At 58.5% G+C, this 17,191-nt stretch carries 15 protein-coding genes; 7 read left to right on the top strand and 8 right to left on the bottom strand.

From position 1 onward, the window contains the following. Positions 1-158 precede the first annotated feature (158 nt). Positions 159-1,688: a 2,3-bisphosphoglycerate-independent phosphoglycerate mutase gene (gene gpmI / locus PSUM_RS21415; RefSeq protein WP_020795730.1), complete on the bottom strand. Its 1,530-nt coding sequence runs from the start codon at positions 1,686-1,688 to the stop codon at positions 159-161. A gap of 153 nt (positions 1,689-1,841) precedes the next feature. Here gpmI and PSUM_RS21410 point away from each other — a divergent pair, with 153 nt between their 5' ends. The 3 genes from PSUM_RS21410 to secB are packed head-to-tail and all read left to right on the top strand — an operon-like array spanning position 1,842 to position 3,039. Continuing rightward, entirely contained in the window at positions 1,842-2,255 is a 414-nt protein-coding gene (locus tag PSUM_RS21410; protein ID WP_033043806.1) for a rhodanese-like domain-containing protein, read from the top strand. Between the two features lies 1 nt (position 2,256). Beyond that, complete coding sequence (grxC, locus tag PSUM_RS21405; RefSeq protein ID WP_008058538.1) at positions 2,257-2,511, top strand: glutaredoxin 3; 255 nt, start codon at positions 2,257-2,259, stop codon at positions 2,509-2,511. 42 nt (positions 2,512-2,553) lie between these two features. Continuing rightward, complete coding sequence (secB, locus tag PSUM_RS21400) at positions 2,554-3,039, top strand: protein-export chaperone SecB (protein WP_008058540.1); 486 nt, start codon at positions 2,554-2,556, stop codon at positions 3,037-3,039. A gap of 157 nt (positions 3,040-3,196) precedes the next feature. Here secB and trmL read toward each other — a convergent pair whose 3' ends face one another. Continuing rightward, on the bottom strand, positions 3,197-3,652 hold the full coding sequence (gene trmL, locus PSUM_RS21395; protein ID WP_020797421.1) for a tRNA (uridine(34)/cytosine(34)/5-carboxymethylaminomethyluridine(34)-2'-O)-methyltransferase TrmL: 456 nt from the start codon (positions 3,650-3,652) through the stop codon (positions 3,197-3,199). Between trmL and PSUM_RS21390 the strand changes: the two genes are divergently transcribed. Then, positions 3,651-4,091 (top strand): hypothetical protein, encoded by a 441-nt coding sequence (locus PSUM_RS21390; protein WP_033044422.1) that lies wholly within the window; start codon positions 3,651-3,653, stop codon positions 4,089-4,091. The two genes, trmL and PSUM_RS21390, sit on opposite strands and share 2 nt — an antisense overlap. A 551-nt stretch (positions 4,092-4,642) precedes the next feature. Here PSUM_RS21390 and ntrC read toward each other — a convergent pair. The 5 genes from ntrC to glnA form a co-directional block, all read right to left on the bottom strand. Then, positions 4,643-6,079: a nitrogen regulation protein NR(I) gene (gene ntrC / locus PSUM_RS21385; protein ID WP_020797423.1), complete on the bottom strand. Its 1,437-nt coding sequence runs from the start codon at positions 6,077-6,079 to the stop codon at positions 4,643-4,645. After that, positions 6,076-7,161 carry a nitrogen regulation protein NR(II) gene (gene glnL, locus PSUM_RS21380; protein ID WP_020797424.1) on the bottom strand — a complete coding sequence of 362 codons (1,086 nt, stop codon included), beginning with the start codon at positions 7,159-7,161 and terminating at the stop codon, positions 6,076-6,078. Before glnL ends, ntrC begins: the two co-directional genes overlap by 4 nt. 249 nt (positions 7,162-7,410) lie before the next feature. Then, positions 7,411-7,926, bottom strand: coding sequence for a DUF4124 domain-containing protein (locus PSUM_RS21375; protein ID WP_020797425.1), 516 nt, complete (start codon positions 7,924-7,926; stop codon positions 7,411-7,413). A 26-nt stretch (positions 7,927-7,952) separates the two neighbouring features. Then, positions 7,953-8,375, bottom strand: a complete 423-nt coding sequence (locus tag PSUM_RS21370; RefSeq protein ID WP_083350013.1) for a cupin domain-containing protein — start codon at positions 8,373-8,375, stop codon at positions 7,953-7,955. A 178-nt stretch (positions 8,376-8,553) separates the two neighbouring features. Then, a complete protein-coding gene (gene glnA / locus PSUM_RS21365; protein ID WP_020797428.1) occupies positions 8,554-9,960 on the bottom strand; it encodes a type I glutamate--ammonia ligase in 1,407 nt (468 codons plus the stop codon). 328 nt (positions 9,961-10,288) lie between these two features. Between glnA and thiI the strand changes: the two genes are divergently transcribed. After that, on the top strand, positions 10,289-11,743 hold the full coding sequence (thiI, locus tag PSUM_RS21355; RefSeq protein WP_020797429.1) for a tRNA uracil 4-sulfurtransferase ThiI: 1,455 nt from the start codon (positions 10,289-10,291) through the stop codon (positions 11,741-11,743). A gap of 139 nt (positions 11,744-11,882) precedes the next feature. Beyond that, positions 11,883-13,703, top strand: coding sequence for a translational GTPase TypA (gene typA, locus PSUM_RS21350; protein ID WP_008058555.1), 1,821 nt, complete (start codon positions 11,883-11,885; stop codon positions 13,701-13,703). A 196-nt stretch (positions 13,704-13,899) separates the two neighbouring features. On the opposite strand, the gene PSUM_RS21345 is transcribed toward typA, so the two are convergent. Beyond that, positions 13,900-14,337, bottom strand: a complete 438-nt coding sequence (locus PSUM_RS21345; protein WP_008058557.1) for a YkgJ family cysteine cluster protein — start codon at positions 14,335-14,337, stop codon at positions 13,900-13,902. Positions 14,338-14,595: 258 nt separating this feature from the next. Between PSUM_RS21345 and PSUM_RS21340 the strand changes: the two genes are divergently transcribed. Beyond that, entirely contained in the window at positions 14,596-17,046 is a 2,451-nt protein-coding gene (locus PSUM_RS21340) for a glycogen/starch/alpha-glucan phosphorylase (protein ID WP_033042247.1), read from the top strand. The last annotated feature ends 145 nt before the right edge of the window (positions 17,047-17,191 follow it).

Raw genomic sequence — 17,191 nt, 5'->3', positions numbered from 1 at the left:
AGTATGCCCGCCATGAGCAGCAAAAAAAATGCCCATTTCTGACTGTGTGATGACTGGAAGGGGAGGTGGGGGGGATTTAGTCTGTAAAACCACCACAAACCACTGTGGGAGCTGGCAGGCCAGCTCCCACAGTGGTTTGTGGCGTTTGAGCGTGCGGGTTACACCAGAATCGAAGTCCCGGTCATTTCCGCCGGTTTTTCAAGGCCTAGCAGCTTCAGCATGGTCGGCGCCACATCTGCCAGCACGCCGCCTTCGCGAACCTTCAGGTCACGCTTGCCCACATAGATGAACGGCACCGGTTCGGTGGTGTGCGCGGTGTGGGCCTGGCCGGTGGTTTCGTCGGACATCTGCTCGACGTTGCCGTGGTCCGCGGTGATCAGCGCTTCGCCGCCGACTTTTTCCAGGGCATCGACGATGCGACCGACGCACTGGTCAAGGCACTCAACAGCCTTGACCGCTGCCTCGAACACACCGCTGTGGCCGACCATGTCGCCGTTGGCGTAGTTGACCACGATTACGTCGTAACGCTGGTTTTCGATGGCGTCGACGATGCGGTCGGTGACTTCAGGCGCGCTCATTTCCGGCTGCAAGTCATAGGTAGCGACTTGAGGCGACGGGATCAGGATGCGTTCTTCGCCCGGGAACGGTTCTTCACGACCGCCAGAGAAGAAGAAGGTCACGTGGGCGTATTTCTCGGTTTCGGCGATACGCAGCTGGGTCTTGCCGTTTTTCGCCAGGTAGTCGCCCAGCACGTTTTCCAGGCTGCCGGCGGCAAATGCCGAAGGTGCGGGAATGCTGGCGGCGTATTGGGTCAGCATGACGAAACCGGCCAGTTTTGGCTGACGGGTACGTTCAAATTCCTTGAAGTCGTCCTCGACGAAAACGCGGGTCAGCTCGCGCGCGCGGTCGGCGCGGAAGTTCATGAACACCACGGCGTCGCCGTCTTCGACTTTCACCGGCTCGCCAATGGAAGTGGCCTTGACGAATTCATCGCTTTCGCCGCGCTCGTAAGCCGCTTGCAGACCTTCCTGAGCGGTGGCGGCGTTGAATTCGCCCTGGCCTTCGACGATCAGGTTGTAGGCCTGGGAGACACGGTCCCAGCGGTTGTCGCGATCCATGGCGAAATAACGACCGATGAGGCTGGCGATCCGGCCTTTACCCAGGGCCTTGAAGGTAGCGTCCAGCAGTTCGATCGACGATTGCGCGCTTTTCGGCGGGGTATCGCGGCCGTCGAGGAAGGCGTGCAGGTAGATTTTTTCGGCGCCGCGCTTGGCGGCCAGTTCGGCCATGGCGACCAGGTGATCCTGGTGGCTGTGCACACCGCCATCGGACAGCAAGCCCATGAAGTGCACGGCCTTCCCGGCAGCGACAGCTTTGTCCACCGCGGCACAGATGGTCGGGTTCTCGAAGAACTCGCCGTCGCGGATCGATTTGGTCACACGGGTGAAGTCCTGATACACCACGCGACCGGCACCGAGGTTCATGTGGCCGACTTCGGAGTTGCCCATCTGGCCGTCCGGCAAGCCGACGTCCATGCCGCTGCCCGAAATCAGGCCGTTGGGCACGGTGGCCCACAGGCGGTCCAATACAGGCTTCTTGGCGGCAAAGATCGCGTTGGATTCAGGGCTCTCACTGTGACCGAAGCCGTCGAGAATAATCAGGACCAAAGGTTTAGGCGTGGTAGTCATGGAGTCCACTCGTGGCTGAGATAAAAGAGGGCGATGGAAAAGGGAGTGGCAGTTTAAAGCGAAGTTCCGGCCACGTCACCGCCGGACGGGGTTTGGCCCACCATAGTGGCTGTGTATACTGGCCGACATTTTAACGCCCTGGAACCTCCTTCGATGGTTGCTCACCTGATTGAATTTGCCACTAACCACTACATCCTCGTCGGTATCTTCGTCGTACTGCTGGCGTTGCTGATTGCCTATCAGATGCAGGGCGGCGGCCGTAGCCTGAGCACTGGCGAATTGACTGGCCTGGTCAACAAAGACGCGGGCGTGGTAATCGACATTCGTCCTGCCAAGGATTTCGCTGCCGGTCACATTGTTGGTGCGTTGAATATTCCTCACGACAAACTGGCTGCCCGTGTTGTCGAGCTGGAAAAGCACAAGGCCAAGACCATCATCCTGGTCGACGCCATGGGCCAGACGGCCGGGACTCACGCTCGCGAACTGGTAAAGGCTGGCTTCACCGCCGCCAAACTGTCCGGTGGTGTTTCCAGCTGGAAAGCCGACAATCTGCCGCTGGTGAAGTGATATGAGCAACGTCGTCGTCTATTCCAGCGATTACTGCCCTTATTGCTCCCGAGCCAAATACCTGCTCGAGAACAAAGGCGTGGCCTTCGAAGAGATCAAGGTCGATGGCAAGCCGCAGGTGCGTGCCGCAATGGCTCAGAAGGCCGGGCGTACGTCCGTGCCGCAGATCTGGATCGGCAGCACCCACGTTGGCGGTTGTGATGATTTGTTTGCCCTGGAGCGCGCCGGCAAGCTCGACGCGCTGCTCAAGGCCTGAATTCCATACCCTATAAAAGCCCAAGATCAGAAAGGATCTGAGATGACTGACCAACAGAACACTGCAGCTAGCGAAGAAGAAACCGCACCGCAATTCTCCTTGCAGCGCATCTACGTACGTGACTTGTCCTTCGAAGCCCCGAAAAGCCCGGCGATCTTCCGCCAGCAGTGGGAGCCGAGTGTCGGTCTGGATCTCAATACCCGTCAAAAGGCGCTGGAAGGCGACTTCCATGAAGTTGTGCTGACCCTGTCGGTCACCGTGAAGAACGGTGAAGAAGTGGCATTCATCGCCGAAGTGCAACAGGCCGGTATCTTCCTGATCAAGAACCTGGACGACGCTTCGATGAGTCACACGCTGGGCGCGTTCTGCCCGAACATCCTGTTCCCGTACGCTCGCGAAGCGCTGGACAGCCTGGTGACCCGCGGCTCGTTCCCGGCCCTGATGCTGGCTCCGGTGAACTTCGATGCCTTGTACGCGCAAGAGCTGCAACGCATGCAAGCGGCGGGCGAGACTCCGACCGTCCAATAAAAGCTTCGTTTGCTCCATGAAAAAAGCGCCTATCTAGAGGCGCTTTTTTCATGGAGCAAACGAAACCTTCGAGTAGGAGCTGCCGAAGGCTGCGATCTTTTGATCTTAAAAATCAAAAGATCGCAGCCTTCGGCAGCTCCTACAGGGGGGCGTGGTGTTACTTGAAGTCGTTCTGCCGCCAGGCTTCGTACACGGCGACGGCCACGGTATTGGACAGGTTCAGGCTACGGCAGCCTTCGCGCATCGGCAGGCGCAGGCGTTGTTCAGCGGGCAAAGCGTCGAGCACCTCGGCTGGCAGGCCGCGGCTTTCCGGACCGAACAGGAAGGCGTCACCAGGGGTGAAGCTGGCGTCGTGAAACGGCCGCGAGCCCTTTGTGGTGAAGGCGAACAAACGTGGATGACCGAGGCTTTCCAGGCAGCTGGCCAGGTCCGCGTGACGTTGCAAGGTGGCATACTCGTGGTAGTCGAGGCCCGCCCGGCGCAGGCGCTTGTCGTCCATCTCAAAGCCCAGCGGTTCGATCAAATGCAGGTGGCAGCCACTGTTGGCGCACAGCCTGATAACGTTGCCGGTGTTCGGCGGAATTTCTGGTTGGAAAAGGATGACGTGAAACATGCACGGCTCCGAAGGTAGAGATGAGCGGCATTCTACGCCGCAAGCCGACCCTCGTTCGAAACTATTCCCGCGTGTGATGGCTTCGCTGGCAATTGTGGGGGTCATGGTGGGGTTGATGATCGGTCGTCTGACCACCCCAGACCCCAGCGAATTGCAACAGATCGAAGTGACCAGCGACGGCTTGGTGGTGTGGTTCAACAATGAGCCCAAGACCCACGGCGAGATCGTGGAAGGCAGTGTTGCGTTGTTGTTCGAAGCTCAAGGCAAGGCGCAAAAAGGCCAGCTCAAGCTCAATGGCAAGGATGTGAACTGGCGGGTGCGCTTGAGTGACGGGGGATTGTTGTTGACGCTGGTGGCGGCCCGTCCCCTTCAGGGTGAGTGGGCCGGTAGCGAGGTCGATGACCGCTGGCGGCTGGAGATCCATCTCCGGGAGCAATAAAAGAGGGAATCCCCGGCCTGCCTGTACCAAGGTCCCCAAAACGGGAGGGCTCGCGCATTGCGCTTGAACCCGGTGTAAAGAGGGAATCCCCGGCCTGCCTGTACCAAGGACCCCAAAACTGGGAGGCTCGTCGCTTGTGCGGTATGAGCCCGGTGTAAAGAGGGGAATCCCCGGCCTGCCTGTACCAAGGTCCCCGAAACTGGGTGGTGATCTGCATCACTGATGAGACTATTGCAGGGGGCGTGCCAGGTTTTAACAAGTTGAAACAGAAAGTCGCGTAGTAAAGCTGAAAGCCCCGTAATCCGGGGTTTTCGTGTTTCTTCGATAGGGGTTCGATTGCGAACGGAGGCGGGATTTAGGAGCAGTTGCCGTGCGCGATTGCGGTTCACGGTGCCTTCCGGCGGTGCACGTGAGCCCAAAAAGCTTCGCGAGCAGGCTCGCTCCCACAAGGTTCGGTAGCGTTCACTCGATAGTGAGAACACTACAAATCCACTGTGGGAGCGAGCCTGCTCGCGAATTGGGTGTGACGGTCAGTGAAGAACTAAGGCTGATTAACCCTCATCCCCCTCATCATCATCCCCACCATCAACCTTCATCCCCAGTTCCTTGATCTTGCGAGTCAGGGTGTTTCGCCCCCAGCCCAGCAACACGGCGGCATCGCGGCGGCGGCCGGCGGTGTGCTTGAGGGCAGTTTCGATCATGATCCGCTCGAAAGTCGGTACGGCGCTATCCAGCAGGCTGGATTGACCGCGAGCCAGTGCCTGGTCGGCCCACTGGCGTAGCGCCTGTTCCCAGTTGGTCACCGGGGCCGAATCCTGCGGAAGGCTCAGCAACTCCGGTGGCAAATCGCCGATATGCACTTCGCGACCCGAGGCCATCACGGTGATCCAGCGGCAAGTGTTCTCCAGTTGGCGCACGTTGCCCGGCCATGGCAGGTTTTTCAGATACTCCTCGGTTTCGTTTTTCAGCAGCTTCGGCTCGACCGCCAGTTCCTGCGCTGCACGGCTGAGGAAGTGCTTGGCCAGGGTCGGGATGTCTTCGCGACGGTCCGACAGGCGCGGTATGTGGATGCGGATCACGTTGAGGCGGTGGAACAAGTCTTCACGGAATTTCCCGGCATTCACCAGGGTTTCCAGGTTCTGGTGCGTGGCGGCAATGATCCGCACATCGACTTTGACGGGGACATGACCACCGACGCGGTAAAACTCGCCATCGGCCAGGACCCGCAGCAAGCGAGTCTGGGTGTCGGCCGGCATGTCGCCGATTTCATCGAGGAACAGCGTGCCCCCATCCGCCTGTTCGAATCGACCGCGGCGCAGGTTGGCGGCACCGGTGAACGCGCCTTTTTCATGGCCGAACAACTCGGATTCCATCAGGTCCTTGGGGATCGCTGCCATGTTCAGTGCAATGAATGGCGAAGCGGCGCGCGGGCTGTGGCGGTGCAGGGCGTGCGCCACCAGTTCTTTACCGGTGCCGGATTCGCCGTTGATCAGCACGGTGATGTTGGAGTGGCTCAAGCGCCCGATGGCGCGAAACACTTCCTGCATCGCGGGTGCTTCGCCGATGATTTCCGGGGTGCGGGTCAGTGTGACCGGCACTTCCAGGCCTTGTTGTTCCTGAGCGTGCTGGTTGGCACGCTTGACCAGGGAAACCGCTTCGTCGACATCGAACGGCTTGGGCAGGTATTCAAACGCTCCGCCTTGATAGGACGCGACAGCGCTGTCCAGATCGGAGTGCGCTGTCATGATGATCACTGGCAGCCGTGGGTGTTGCTCGCGAATCCGCGCCAGAAGATCCAGGCCGCTGGCGCCAGGCATGCGGATGTCGGAGATGATCACGTCCGGCTGCTGGCGCGCCAGGCGGCTCATCACGCCATCGGCGCTGTCGAAGCTTTGCGTGGTCATGCCTTCCTGCTGCAAGGCTTTTTCCAGGACCCAACGGATAGAACGGTCGTCATCGACGATCCACACGGTTTCACTACGGCTCATGTCGATGTGGCTCCTTGTTCCAGTGGCAGAAAGATCGAGAATGTGGTGTGGCCGGGGTGGCTGTCACATTCGATCAAGCCCTGGTGCTGGCTGATGATGTTCTGGGTAATGGCCAGGCCCAGCCCGGTACCGTCCGGACGGCCGCTGACCATGGGGAAAAAGATGGTTTCCTGAAGGTCCGCAGGAATGCCCGGGCCGTTGTCGATGATTTCGATCTTGGTCACCAGGCGGTGGCGCACGTGGCCAATGGTGAACTGGCGCATGGCGCGGGTGCGCAGGCTGATGCGGCCCAGGCGCAGCTCATTCTGGCTGCTGATGGCCTGCATCGCATTGCGCACGATATTCAGCACGGCCTGGATCATTTGTTCACGATCGATCAGGACGTCTGGAATGCTCGGATCGTAGTCGCGCACCAACGTGATGCAGCCCTGGCTCTCGGCCTCGACCAGATGGCAGACGCGTTCCAGCACTTCGTGAATGTTGCACATGGCCAGTGATGGCAACTTGTTCGAGCCGAGCATGCGATCGACCAGGTTGCGCAGGCGGTCGGCCTCTTCAATGATGACGTTGGTGTAGTCACGCAGGCTTTCTTCCGGCAGTTCGCGGGCCAGCAGCTGTGCCGCGCCGCGAATACCGCCCAGCGGATTCTTGATTTCATGGGCCAGGCCCCGCACCAGCATCTTGCTGGTTTCCTGCTTCGACAGCTGGGCCTCTTCCTTGGTGATGCGCAGCAAGCGGTCGCGGGGATGGACTTCGAGCAGAAGCAGCGTGTCGCCATTGCTCAGGATCGGTGTTACCGCGTAATCGACCGTCAAGGTCTGGCCGGTGAGGGCAGTGAGCATTGCTTCGCGTTTTGTGAACGGGTGCGCCTGCTGGACCGCCTGGCGCAAAGAGTTGAGCGCTTCGGTGGATTCGGTAAACAGCTCGCTGATGAACTGCCCATGGCTGCGCTGGCCGCTGATGGCCAGGAGCATCTCCGCCGCGGGGTTCATGTACTCAAGGCGCAACTCGGCGTTGAGCAGGATGGTGGCGGTGGTCAGGTTGTCGAGCAGCAAGCGGTGTAGTGCGTCGCTGATGGTCATTCAGGACCTCTTTTGGCGCATGAATAAAGAGCTGATGCGAGGAAAATGCAAAAACCAAACCAAGGCTCCGAAAAGAAGCGCTAAACCCCTGAAACAGGCGTTTGACGCTCGATTGCGTGGCGTTCTGCCAGCTTTCGCGGGTAGTTTCGAACCAAAATGGGCTGTGATTGGAGCGCCGTGCAACTAATCGCACCAATATAGTGCGTAAACCTGTGCAAGGTTAAAAGAAGCGAAAACGCGGCCAGGCTTTCAACGCTTGTGCACCCGCTGCAAGGTAAAGGTCACGGTGGGACTTTGTTGTATGACCGTGTCGCCGTCGATCACTTGAACGGCGAGCCTGTGCAGGCCGCGATCGATGTTTACCAGTTGAAGGCTCGGAACGTTGCCTGGCTGGCCATAGGGTTGCTCGTCCAGTAACAACCTGAACAGATGCGAGCCTTGCAGGCGTGGTTTGATCAGCACGTTGACCGTGAAGGTGCCGTTGTTGGCGCGCAAGGCCCCGTCGTTGGGCACGCCAGTCAGCTCAAGAGTCTCGTAGGTGCTGTTTATCTGCTCGCGGTTGCGGATGGGGGTGGGCGCAGGAGGTTCGTTGGGCGGTTGACGATCGACGCTGTTAAGCGGGGGTAAATCAACCGTCTGAGCGCTTACTCCATCGGGTGGTTGATTGCTGTAGGCCGTGTTGCCGGCAGCATCGGTGTATTTGTAGATCTGGGCCGTTGCAGGGAAGCCTGATAAAAGCCCAAGAAATAATAAGAATGGTCGCATTCAGGCTCCCTGTGAGCAGCAAAAAATTACTCCGACAAAGGAATACCCTCGCTGCCAGCATAGAACACGATAAGTTCTACCGGTTCCTCGCCGGTGACTCCGCGGTGGGTGATATTGACCATTTCGGCCACCGCTTCGCCTTGCTTGACGCGTCGAACCTGGCCGCTTTCCTTGCTTTCTATCGTCAGCTCCCCGCTGAGGACATACGCCGCATTTGGCATGGCGTGGCGATGCCATGGAAGTTGCGTGTTGGCCGGAATTTTCAGTTTAAGCACCGAGAGTTGTGGTTCGGCGTAAGGGTAATGGGTGTAAGGCGTGCTGTCCCAGGAGGCGCTGCTTTGCAACAGGACTTTGCGTTCGATCGCTGCCGTGGACGCTGAGTTGCTACAGCCCTGGAGGGCAAGGGCGATGAGTGCGGTAAATAGGGGGGTGAGCATGGAGGGTTTCATGTTGCCGTCCTTTGAGTTCAAGACGGTACAGGCTACGGTTAGCCGATATTTTTTTATGCCGGACGTTGCCGTGAATGCCCGGGGAAACATGGACCCCCTGCGTGAGAAGTTGCCTACAAAAAAAAAGGCCTCCCGAAGGAGGCCTCTTTGTCACACCGCTTGCGCAGGCGCTACCGGATCAGCAGCTGTAGTACAGCTCGTATTCCAGTGGGTGTACGAAGGTACGAACCTTGATTTCTTCTTCGCTTTTCAGGGCGATGTAGGCGTCGATGAAGTCGTCGCTGAAAACGCCGCCTTTGGTCAGGAACGCACGACCTTTGTCCAGCTCTTCCAGGGCTTCTTTCAGGCTGCCGCAAACTTGTGGGATCTCTTTCGCCTCTTCAGGCGGCAGGTCGTACAGGTTTTTGTCAGCTGCGTCGCCAGGGTGGATCTTGTTCTGGATGCCGTCCAGGCCAGCCATCATCAGTGCGGCGAAGCACAGGTACGGGTTGGCAGCCGGATCCGGGAAACGCGCTTCGATACGGCGGGCTTTCGGGCTCGAGACGTAAGGAATACGGATCGAGGCGGAACGGTTACGGGCCGAGTAGGCCAGCATGACCGGAGCTTCGAAGCCTGGAACCAGGCGCTTGTAGGAGTTGGTCGCCGGGTTGGTGAAGCCGTTCAGGGCCTTACCGTGCTTGATGATGCCGCCGATGAAGTACAGGGCGGTATCGGACAGGCCGGCATAACCTTCGCCTGCGAAGGTGTTCTTGCCATCTTTCCAGATGGACATGTGAACGTGCATACCCGAACCGTTGTCGCCGTACAGGGGCTTAGGCATGAAGGTAGCGGTGCGGCCGTAGGCATCGGCTACGTTGTGCACGACGTACTTCAGGGTTTGGGTTTCGTCGGCTTTCTTCACCAGGGTGTTGAACTTGACGCCGATTTCGTTCTGGCCGGCAGTTGCCACTTCGTGGTGGTGAACTTCGACGGTCAGGCCCATTTCTTCCAGTGCGTTGCACATGGAGGTACGGATTTCGTGGTCGTGGTCGAACGGTGGAACCGGGAAGTAGCCGCCTTTGACGCCTGGACGGTGACCTTTGTTACCGCCTTCGATGTCCTGGTCAGACATCCACGAACCTTGTTCGGAGTAGATCTTGAACATGGAACCGGAAATGTCGGACTTGAACTTCACCTGGTCGAAGATGAAGAACTCTGGCTCCGGACCGCAGAATACGGTGTCGCCAATGCCGGAGGCTTTCAGGTGTTCTTCAGCGCGCTTGGCGATCGCACGTGGGTCGCGATCGTAGCCTTGCATGCTCGAAGGATCGACGATGTCGCAGGTCAGGATCAGGGTCGGCTCTTCGGTGAACGGGTCCAGTACGGCAGTGCTGTCGTCCGGCATGAGGATCATGTCGGAAGCTTCAATGCCTTTCCAGCCAGCGATGGAGGAGCCGTCGAACATCTTGCCGACTTCGAAGAAGTCTTCATCCAGCCCGTCGCGAGCCGGCATGGTCACGTGGTGCTGAGTGCCCTTGGTGTCTGTGAAGCGCAGATCAATCCACTTGACGTCATGATCTTTGATGAGTTGAACCGACTTCGACATAGTGTCCTCCGGGTGGATTAGGGCTGGTAGTGGATGCCCTTAGATGTTTGTGATGCCGGCGCGAATACTCTGCCAAGGCAACCTGCCTCACAAGGGAGCAAATTGCATGCCAGTGCCCCACCATGGGATTTTTGCCCCGAATTCACGCTTTTAAGGCGGTAAAGCACCTTAATGCGGAAAATACCGCCCTACAATGTGGCGCTCGTTTCAATAAATGACCCGTTTTGGTGCGTGCAAAACCTTCTGCATATTAACTGGTTAAACCTTGAGCAATTTCCGCTATAATCCGCGCCCCCCTTTTTCGGCAGGCCTCGCGCGCGCTGTTTCCATGAAATTAATCGTAAAAGTCTTTCCAGAGATCACCATCAAGAGCCGCCCGGTACGGATGCGTTTTATCCGCCAGTTGGCCAAGAACATCCGTGCCGTGCTCCGCGATCTGGACCCGGCTGTGGTGGTGAACGGCGTGTGGGACAATCTCGAGCTGGAGACCCGTGTCAGCGAGCCCAAGGCCCTGAAGGAGATGGGTGAGCGCCTGAGCTGCATGCCGGGCATTGCGCATTTCCTGCAAATCGACGAGTACCCGCTGGGTGACTTCGATGACATCGTCGAGAAGTGCAAGCAGCACTACGGTGATGCGCTGGCCGGGAAGATTTTTTCGGTGCGTTGCAAGCGTGCCGGCAAGCACCCGTTCAGCTCGATTGACATCGAGAAATATGTCGGCAGCCAGTTGCGCCGACAGTGCGGTGCCGCCGGGATTGACCTGAAAAAGCCTGAAATCGAAGTGCGCATCGAAGTTCGCGACCAACGGTTGTTCGTGATCCATAGCCAACACAACGGTATTGGCGGATATCCGCTGGGTGCGCTGGAGCAGACGCTGGTGCTGATGTCCGGCGGCTTCGATTCCACCGTCGCCGCCTACCAGATCATGCGCCGCGGCCTGATGGCGCATTTCTGCTTCTTCAACCTGGGTGGGCGTGCACACGAATTGGGCGTCATGGAAGTCGCGCATTTCATCTGGAAGAAGTACGGCAGCTCGCAACGCGTGTTATTTGTCAGTGTGCCGTTCGAAGAAGTGCTGGGAGAAATTCTCGGCAAAGTCGATAACAGTCATATGGGCGTAGTATTGAAGCGTATGATGTTGCGCGCTTCCTCCCAAATTGCCGATCGACTGCACATCGACGCGTTGGTCACCGGAGAGGCGATCTCCCAGGTATCGAGCCAGACCCTGCCGAACCTGTCCGTGATCGATTGCGTGACCGACAAGCTGGTCTTGCGTCCGCTGATCGCCAGCCACAAGCAGGACATCATCGACCTGGCCAACGAAATCGGCACCGCCGACTTCGCCAGGCACATGCCGGAGTACTGCGGGGTCATCTCGGTGAACCCCAAGACTGCTGCCAAGCGCCATCGGGTGGAGCACGAAGAGAAAGAATTCGACATGGCAGTCCTTGAGCGTGCGCTCGAGAACGCCAAACTGGTACCGATCGATCGCGTGATCGACGAATTGGGCCAGGACCTGCAAATTGAAGAAGTCAGCGAAGCGCTGGCCGGTCAGATCGTGATCGACATCCGTCACCCGGATGCCGCTGAAGACGACCCGCTGGACCTTGCTGGCATCGAGGTACAAACGATGCCGTTTTATGCACTGAACGCTCGTTTCAAGGAACTGGACCCTACTCGCCAGTACCTGCTTTATTGCGACAAAGGCGTGATGAGTCGCCTGCATGCCCACCATTTGCTCAGTGAGGGACATGCCAATGTGCGCGTTTATCGACCGAGCTAAGTGCCCGGGGCTGTTTGCCTGTGGCTTGCGTCACCGGCCCCCCGACGCCGCCGTCAAGCTGTAACGGCAAGGCCTGACTCTACTGTAAATCGCTGCCAAGACTTGTCAGCGCACCGAATCCTCTGATCGAGATACACAAGTGATCGAAAATCTACGTAACATCGCCATCATTGCTCACGTTGACCATGGTAAAACCACCCTGGTAGACAAACTCCTGCGTCAATCCGGCACCCTGGAGCGCAACGAGCTCAACGACGAGCGCGTGATGGACTCCAACGACCAGGAGAAAGAGCGCGGTATTACCATTCTGGCGAAAAACACCGCCATCAACTGGAACGGCTACCACATCAACATCGTGGACACCCCGGGCCACGCCGACTTCGGCGGCGAAGTAGAACGCGTAATGTCGATGGTCGACTCCGTTCTGCTGCTGGTTGACGCTCAAGACGGCCCTATGCCGCAAACCCGTTTCGTGACCAAGAAGGCTTTCGAAGCCGGCCTGCGTCCGATCGTGTGCATCAACAAGGTTGACCGTCCAGGCGCGCGTCCGGATTGGGTTCTGGACCAGATCTTCGACCTGTTCGACAACCTGGGTGCCACCGAAGAACAGCTGGACTTCAAAGTCGTCTACGCCTCGGCCCTGAACGGTATTGCCGGTCTGGACCACAACGAAATGGCTGAAGACATGACCCCGCTGTACCAGTCGATCGTCGACAACGTACCAGCGCCGGCTGTTGACCGTGACGGTCCGTTCCAGATGCAGATCTCCGCACTGGACTACAACAGCTTCCTGGGTGTTATCGGTGTTGGCCGTATCGCTCGTGGTCGCGTCAAGCCGAACACCCCGGTTGTGGCTATCGGCGCCGACGGCAAGAAGCGTAACGGTCGTATCCTGAAGCTGATGGGTCACCACGGTCTGCACCGTGTAGACGTTGAAGAAGCTGCTGCAGGCGACATCGTGTGCATCAGCGGTATGGAATCGCTGTTCATCTCCGACACCCTGTGCACCCCGGACAACGTCGAAGCGATGAAGCCGTTGACCGTCGACGAGCCAACCGTTTCCATGACCTTCCAGGTAAACGACTCGCCATTCTGCGGTAAAGAAGGCAAGTTCGTGACTTCCCGTAACATCAAGGAACGTCTGGACAAAGAGCTGCTGTACAACGTTGCACTGCGCGTTGAAGAAGGCGACTCGGCTGACAAGTTCAAGGTATCGGGCCGTGGCGAACTGCACCTCTCGGTTCTGATCGAAACCATGCGTCGCGAAGGTTTCGAAATGGCTGTAGGCCGTCCGGAAGTGATCATCCGTCTGGTTGACGGCGTGAAGCACGAACCGTACGAAAACGTCACCATCGACCTGCCGGAAGAATCCCAAGGCAAGGTGATGGAAGAGATGGGCCTGCGTAAGGGTGACCTGACCAACATGGTGCCGGATGGCAAGGGCCGTGTGCGTCTGGAATACAACATCCCTGCTCGTGGTCTGATCGGTTTCCGTAACCAGTTCCTGACCCTGACCAACGGTGCTGGCATCCTGACCTCGATCTTCGACCGTTACGACGTGATGAAGTCCGGCGACATGTCCGGCCGTCAGAACGGCGTTCTGGTTTCGGTTGAAACCGGCAAGGCACTGACCTACTCCCTGGAAACCCTGCAGGCGCGTGGCAAGCTGTTCGTTGAACACGGTCAGGAAATCTACAACGGTCAGATCGTTGGTCTGAACAGCCGTGACAACGACCTGGGCGTCAACCCTACCAAGGGCAAGAAGCTCGACAACATGCGTGCTTCGGGTAAAGACGAAACCATCGCCCTGGTTCCACCTGTTCGCTTCACCCTGGAACAGGCCCTGGAATTCATCCAGGACGACGAGCTGTGTGAAGTGACTCCTAAGTCCATCCGTCTTCGCAAGAAGATCCTGGACGAAAGCGAGCGTACCCGCGCTGCCAAGAAAGCCAAGGCATAAGATTTAGCCCCGGCTGAACGAAAACGCCCCCGGTCGAGAGATCGGGGGCGTTTTTGTTTGTCTGCGATTTGTGCGGTGCCAGGTTGATCGTTCCCACGCTCTGCGTGGGAACGCCTCTTGTGACGCTCTGCGTCACGCTTTTGGGGCGCGGAGCGTCCCTGGCTGCATTCCCACGCGGAGCGTGGGAACGATCAGATCAGAACCGCTCGATACTCCGGGAATTGGTTTCACGCACCACTTCCTTGGGCTTGTACGCGCAATACCCCGGCCGCGGGCCGATTTTCGGGTGGTTGCGGCACGTATCCGGGCGCTTTTCATAAATAGTGCACAGACGGCTCTTACGATCCAGATAAAGGCAATCGTTGTTGCTCATGCGCTGGAGGGTGAAGATCTCGGACTTCTGGTTATAGCGCTCGACGATCCCTTCCTTCTGCAGGCGCTTGGCGATGTTCTTTGGCGGGTCGCCGCGTTCGAACTCGTCGACGATGCCGATGCGGATCAGGTCCTTGATCTTGACCTCGACCGGCAGGGTGCAGCAGCTCGATAGGCAGGAGCCGCACATTGGGGCAGAGTACTTGGCCCAGGTGTCGAGTCGGTCGATCTCCGCGGCGGCGATCAGGTTGGGCTTCATCATCGGTTGTTACCAGCGTGTGCATCAGGGCGCGCGATCATACCGGGACTGGTGGATTTTTGAACAACCTTTCGCCAGTTTTTTTTCATGGGCATCCACGCAGCACCACTAATCCGGCACGGCCCCTGCATTGAATCAGGTACATGACAATGTATTGCCGGCTTGATGCGCATTAACAGGAAAAACTGCCGAACCAGAGTCTATACCGTTTGTCAGACCGTCTAGTCTCAGACAACTCCAAGCTCGCTCGAGGTCCTATCGATGACTCAAGAACCACTTGTTCGCGAAGCAGAGGTGGCCGCATTCCGCGACGCCGTCTTGACCAAACTCACCTACGCGGTGGGCAAAGACCCGGATCACGCCTTCGATCATGACTGGTTCGAAGCCATTGCCCTGGCAGCGCGTGATCACATGGTCGAGCACTGGATGGACCACACTCGGCAGATTTACCGCAAAGGACAGAAACGGGTTTATTACCTCTCCCTGGAATTTCTGATCGGCCGACTGCTTTACGACAGCCTGAGCAATCTCGGCCTGCTCGACGTGGCACGCGAAGCCCTGACCGAACTCGGCGTCGATCTTGAACGCATCCGCCTGCTGGAGCCTGATGCGGCGTTGGGCAACGGTGGTCTTGGACGACTGGCGGCGTGTTTCATGGAAAGCATGTCGACCCTGGGCATCGCGGGTCATGGCTACGGCATTCGTTACGAGCACGGCCTGTTTCGTCAGGCCATCGTCGACGGTTGGCAACAGGAACAGACCGAGCACTGGCTGGACTTCGGCAATCCGTGGGAGTTCGAGCGCCCAGAAGTGGTTTACCCGATCGGCTTCGGTGGCGGCGTCGAGACCGTGACCGACAGCGAAGGCAAATCCAAGCAAGTCTGGCACCCGGCGGAAACCGTACGGGCCATTGCCTATGACACACCCGTGGTCGGTTGGCGCGGGGCAAGCGTGAACACGTTGCGGCTGTGGCGCGCGCGGGCTATGGAAGATTTGCACCTGGAACGCTTCAATGCCGGCGATCACCTGGGAGCGGTGGCGGAAGTGGCCCGGGCTGAAAGTATCTCTCGAGTACTGTACCCGGCAGACAGCACCGAGGCCGGCCAAGAACTGCGGTTGCGCCAGGAATACTTCTTCGTTGCCGCCTCCCTACAGGACTTGCTGCGCCGTCATCGCAACATGCACACCTCCGTCCTGACCCTGGGCGATCACGCAGCGATCCAGCTCAACGACACCCACCCCTCGATTGCCGTGGCCGAGTTAATGCGCCAATTGGTGGATGTCTATGACGTGGCGTGGGACGCGGCCTGGCAGGTGACGGTCGACACGCTTTCCTACACCAACCACACGTTGCTGCCCGAGGCGCTGGAAACCTGGCCGGTAGGCCTGATGGAGCGCATGTTGCCACGGCACATGCAGATCATTTACCTGATCAATGCCCAGCACATCGACTCGCTGCGGGCCAAGGGCATCCATGATTTCGATGTGTTGCGCGCGGTGTCCTTGATTGAGGAAGACAACGGTCGACGTGTGCGCATGGGCAACCTGGCGTTCCTCGGCTCCCACAGTGTCAATGGCGTATCCGGCTTGCACACGCAACTGATGCGCAAGACGGTGTTCTCCGAGCTGCACAAGCTCTATCCGCAACGGATCAACAACAAGACCAATGGCATCACGTTCCGCCGCTGGCTGTACCAGGCCAACCCGGAGCTGACCTCGATGCTGGTCGATGCCCTGGGCCCGGACTTGCTGGACAAGCCCGAGGAGCGACTGCTCGACCTGCAGCCATTCGCCGACAAGCCTGCGTTCCGCAAGGCCTTCGCCGAACAGCGTCTGCACAGCAAAAAGGCCCTGGCCTACCTGATTCACGAACGTTTGGGGGTGGCGGTCAACCCGGCGGCGATGTTCGACGTGCAGGTCAAGCGGATCCACGAATACAAGCGCCAACTGCTCAACCTGATGCACACCGTGGCGTTGTACCAGGCGATTCGTGCGGAACCTGAAATCGACTGGGTGCCACGGGTGAAGATCTTCGCCGGTAAAGCGGCGGCCAGTTATCACCAGGCCAAGTTGATCATCAAGCTGACCAACGACATCGCCCGGGTGGTGAACAACGACCCGACTGTACGCGGATTGCTCAAGGTCGTGTTCCTGCCCAACTACAACGTCAGCCTGGCGGAGAGCATTATTCCGGCGGCGGATCTGTCCGAGCAGATCTCCACTGCCGGCTTTGAAGCCTCGGGGACCAGCAACATGAAATTCGGCCTCAACGGTGCATTGACCATCGGCACGCTGGACGGTGCCAACGTGGAGATGTCCGAGCGCATCGGCGCGGAGAACATGTTCATCTTTGGTCTCAGTGCCCAGCAGGTCGAAGCGCGCAAGCAGAACCACGAGTTCAGCGCAGTGCCGGACATTGCCGCGTCCCATCGACTCAATGATGTATTGCAAGCCATTCGCGGCGGGGTGTTCTCGCCGGATGATCCGTCCCGTTACACCGGCTTGATCGATTCGTTGGTGGATTACGACCGCTTCCTTGTCTGCGCCGATTTCGACTCCTACTGGAATGCGCAGATGCGCGTCGAAGCCCTTTGGCACGATTCCCAGGAATGGTGGCGATCGGCGGTGTTGAACACCTCGCGCATGGGCTGGTTTTCTTCTGACCGGACGATTCGCGAGTACGCCACGGATATCTGGAAGGCGTTGGAGTAACTTTTCCAGCGGGTCGATATACTGGCAGCCGTAAAAGATCGCAGCCTCCGGCAGCTCCTGCAGGGATTTGTATGTCCTTGTAAGGGCTGCCGGAGGCTGCGATCTTTTTGGAGCTGGCTGCGCTAATCTTCCTGGATTGCGCTTA

This window comes from Pseudomonas umsongensis (genome assembly GCF_002236105.1).
GTDB classification, from domain to species: Bacteria; Pseudomonadota; Gammaproteobacteria; order Pseudomonadales; family Pseudomonadaceae; genus Aquipseudomonas; species Aquipseudomonas umsongensis.
Note: the sequence above shows the minus strand (reverse complement) of the source record. Positions and strands in the feature narration are given on the sequence as shown.

Excerpts from the sequence above, each read along its gene's own strand:
- gpmI (WP_020795730.1), bottom strand. The coding sequence starts at position 1,688 with ATGACTACCACGCCTAAACCTTTGGTCCTGATTATTCTCGACGGCTTC.
- PSUM_RS21410 (WP_033043806.1), top strand. The coding sequence starts at position 1,842 with ATGGTTGCTCACCTGATTGAATTTGCCACTAACCACTACATCCTCGTC.
- grxC (WP_008058538.1), top strand. The coding sequence starts at position 2,257 with ATGAGCAACGTCGTCGTCTATTCCAGCGATTACTGCCCTTATTGCTCC.
- secB (WP_008058540.1), top strand. The coding sequence starts at position 2,554 with ATGACTGACCAACAGAACACTGCAGCTAGCGAAGAAGAAACCGCACCG.
- PSUM_RS21390 (WP_033044422.1), top strand. The coding sequence starts at position 3,651 with ATGCACGGCTCCGAAGGTAGAGATGAGCGGCATTCTACGCCGCAAGCC.
- trmL (WP_020797421.1), bottom strand. The coding sequence starts at position 3,652 with ATGTTTCACGTCATCCTTTTCCAACCAGAAATTCCGCCGAACACCGGC.
- ntrC (WP_020797423.1), bottom strand. The coding sequence starts at position 6,079 with ATGAGCCGTAGTGAAACCGTGTGGATCGTCGATGACGACCGTTCTATC.
- glnL (WP_020797424.1), bottom strand. The coding sequence starts at position 7,161 with ATGACCATCAGCGACGCACTACACCGCTTGCTGCTCGACAACCTGACC.
- PSUM_RS21375 (WP_020797425.1), bottom strand. The coding sequence starts at position 7,926 with ATGCGACCATTCTTATTATTTCTTGGGCTTTTATCAGGCTTCCCTGCA.
- PSUM_RS21370 (WP_083350013.1), bottom strand. The coding sequence starts at position 8,375 with ATGAAACCCTCCATGCTCACCCCCCTATTTACCGCACTCATCGCCCTT.
- glnA (WP_020797428.1), bottom strand. The coding sequence starts at position 9,960 with ATGTCGAAGTCGGTTCAACTCATCAAAGATCATGACGTCAAGTGGATT.
- thiI (WP_020797429.1), top strand. The coding sequence starts at position 10,289 with ATGAAATTAATCGTAAAAGTCTTTCCAGAGATCACCATCAAGAGCCGC.
- PSUM_RS21345 (WP_008058557.1), bottom strand. The coding sequence starts at position 14,337 with ATGATGAAGCCCAACCTGATCGCCGCCGCGGAGATCGACCGACTCGAC.
- PSUM_RS21340 (WP_033042247.1), top strand. The coding sequence starts at position 14,596 with ATGACTCAAGAACCACTTGTTCGCGAAGCAGAGGTGGCCGCATTCCGC.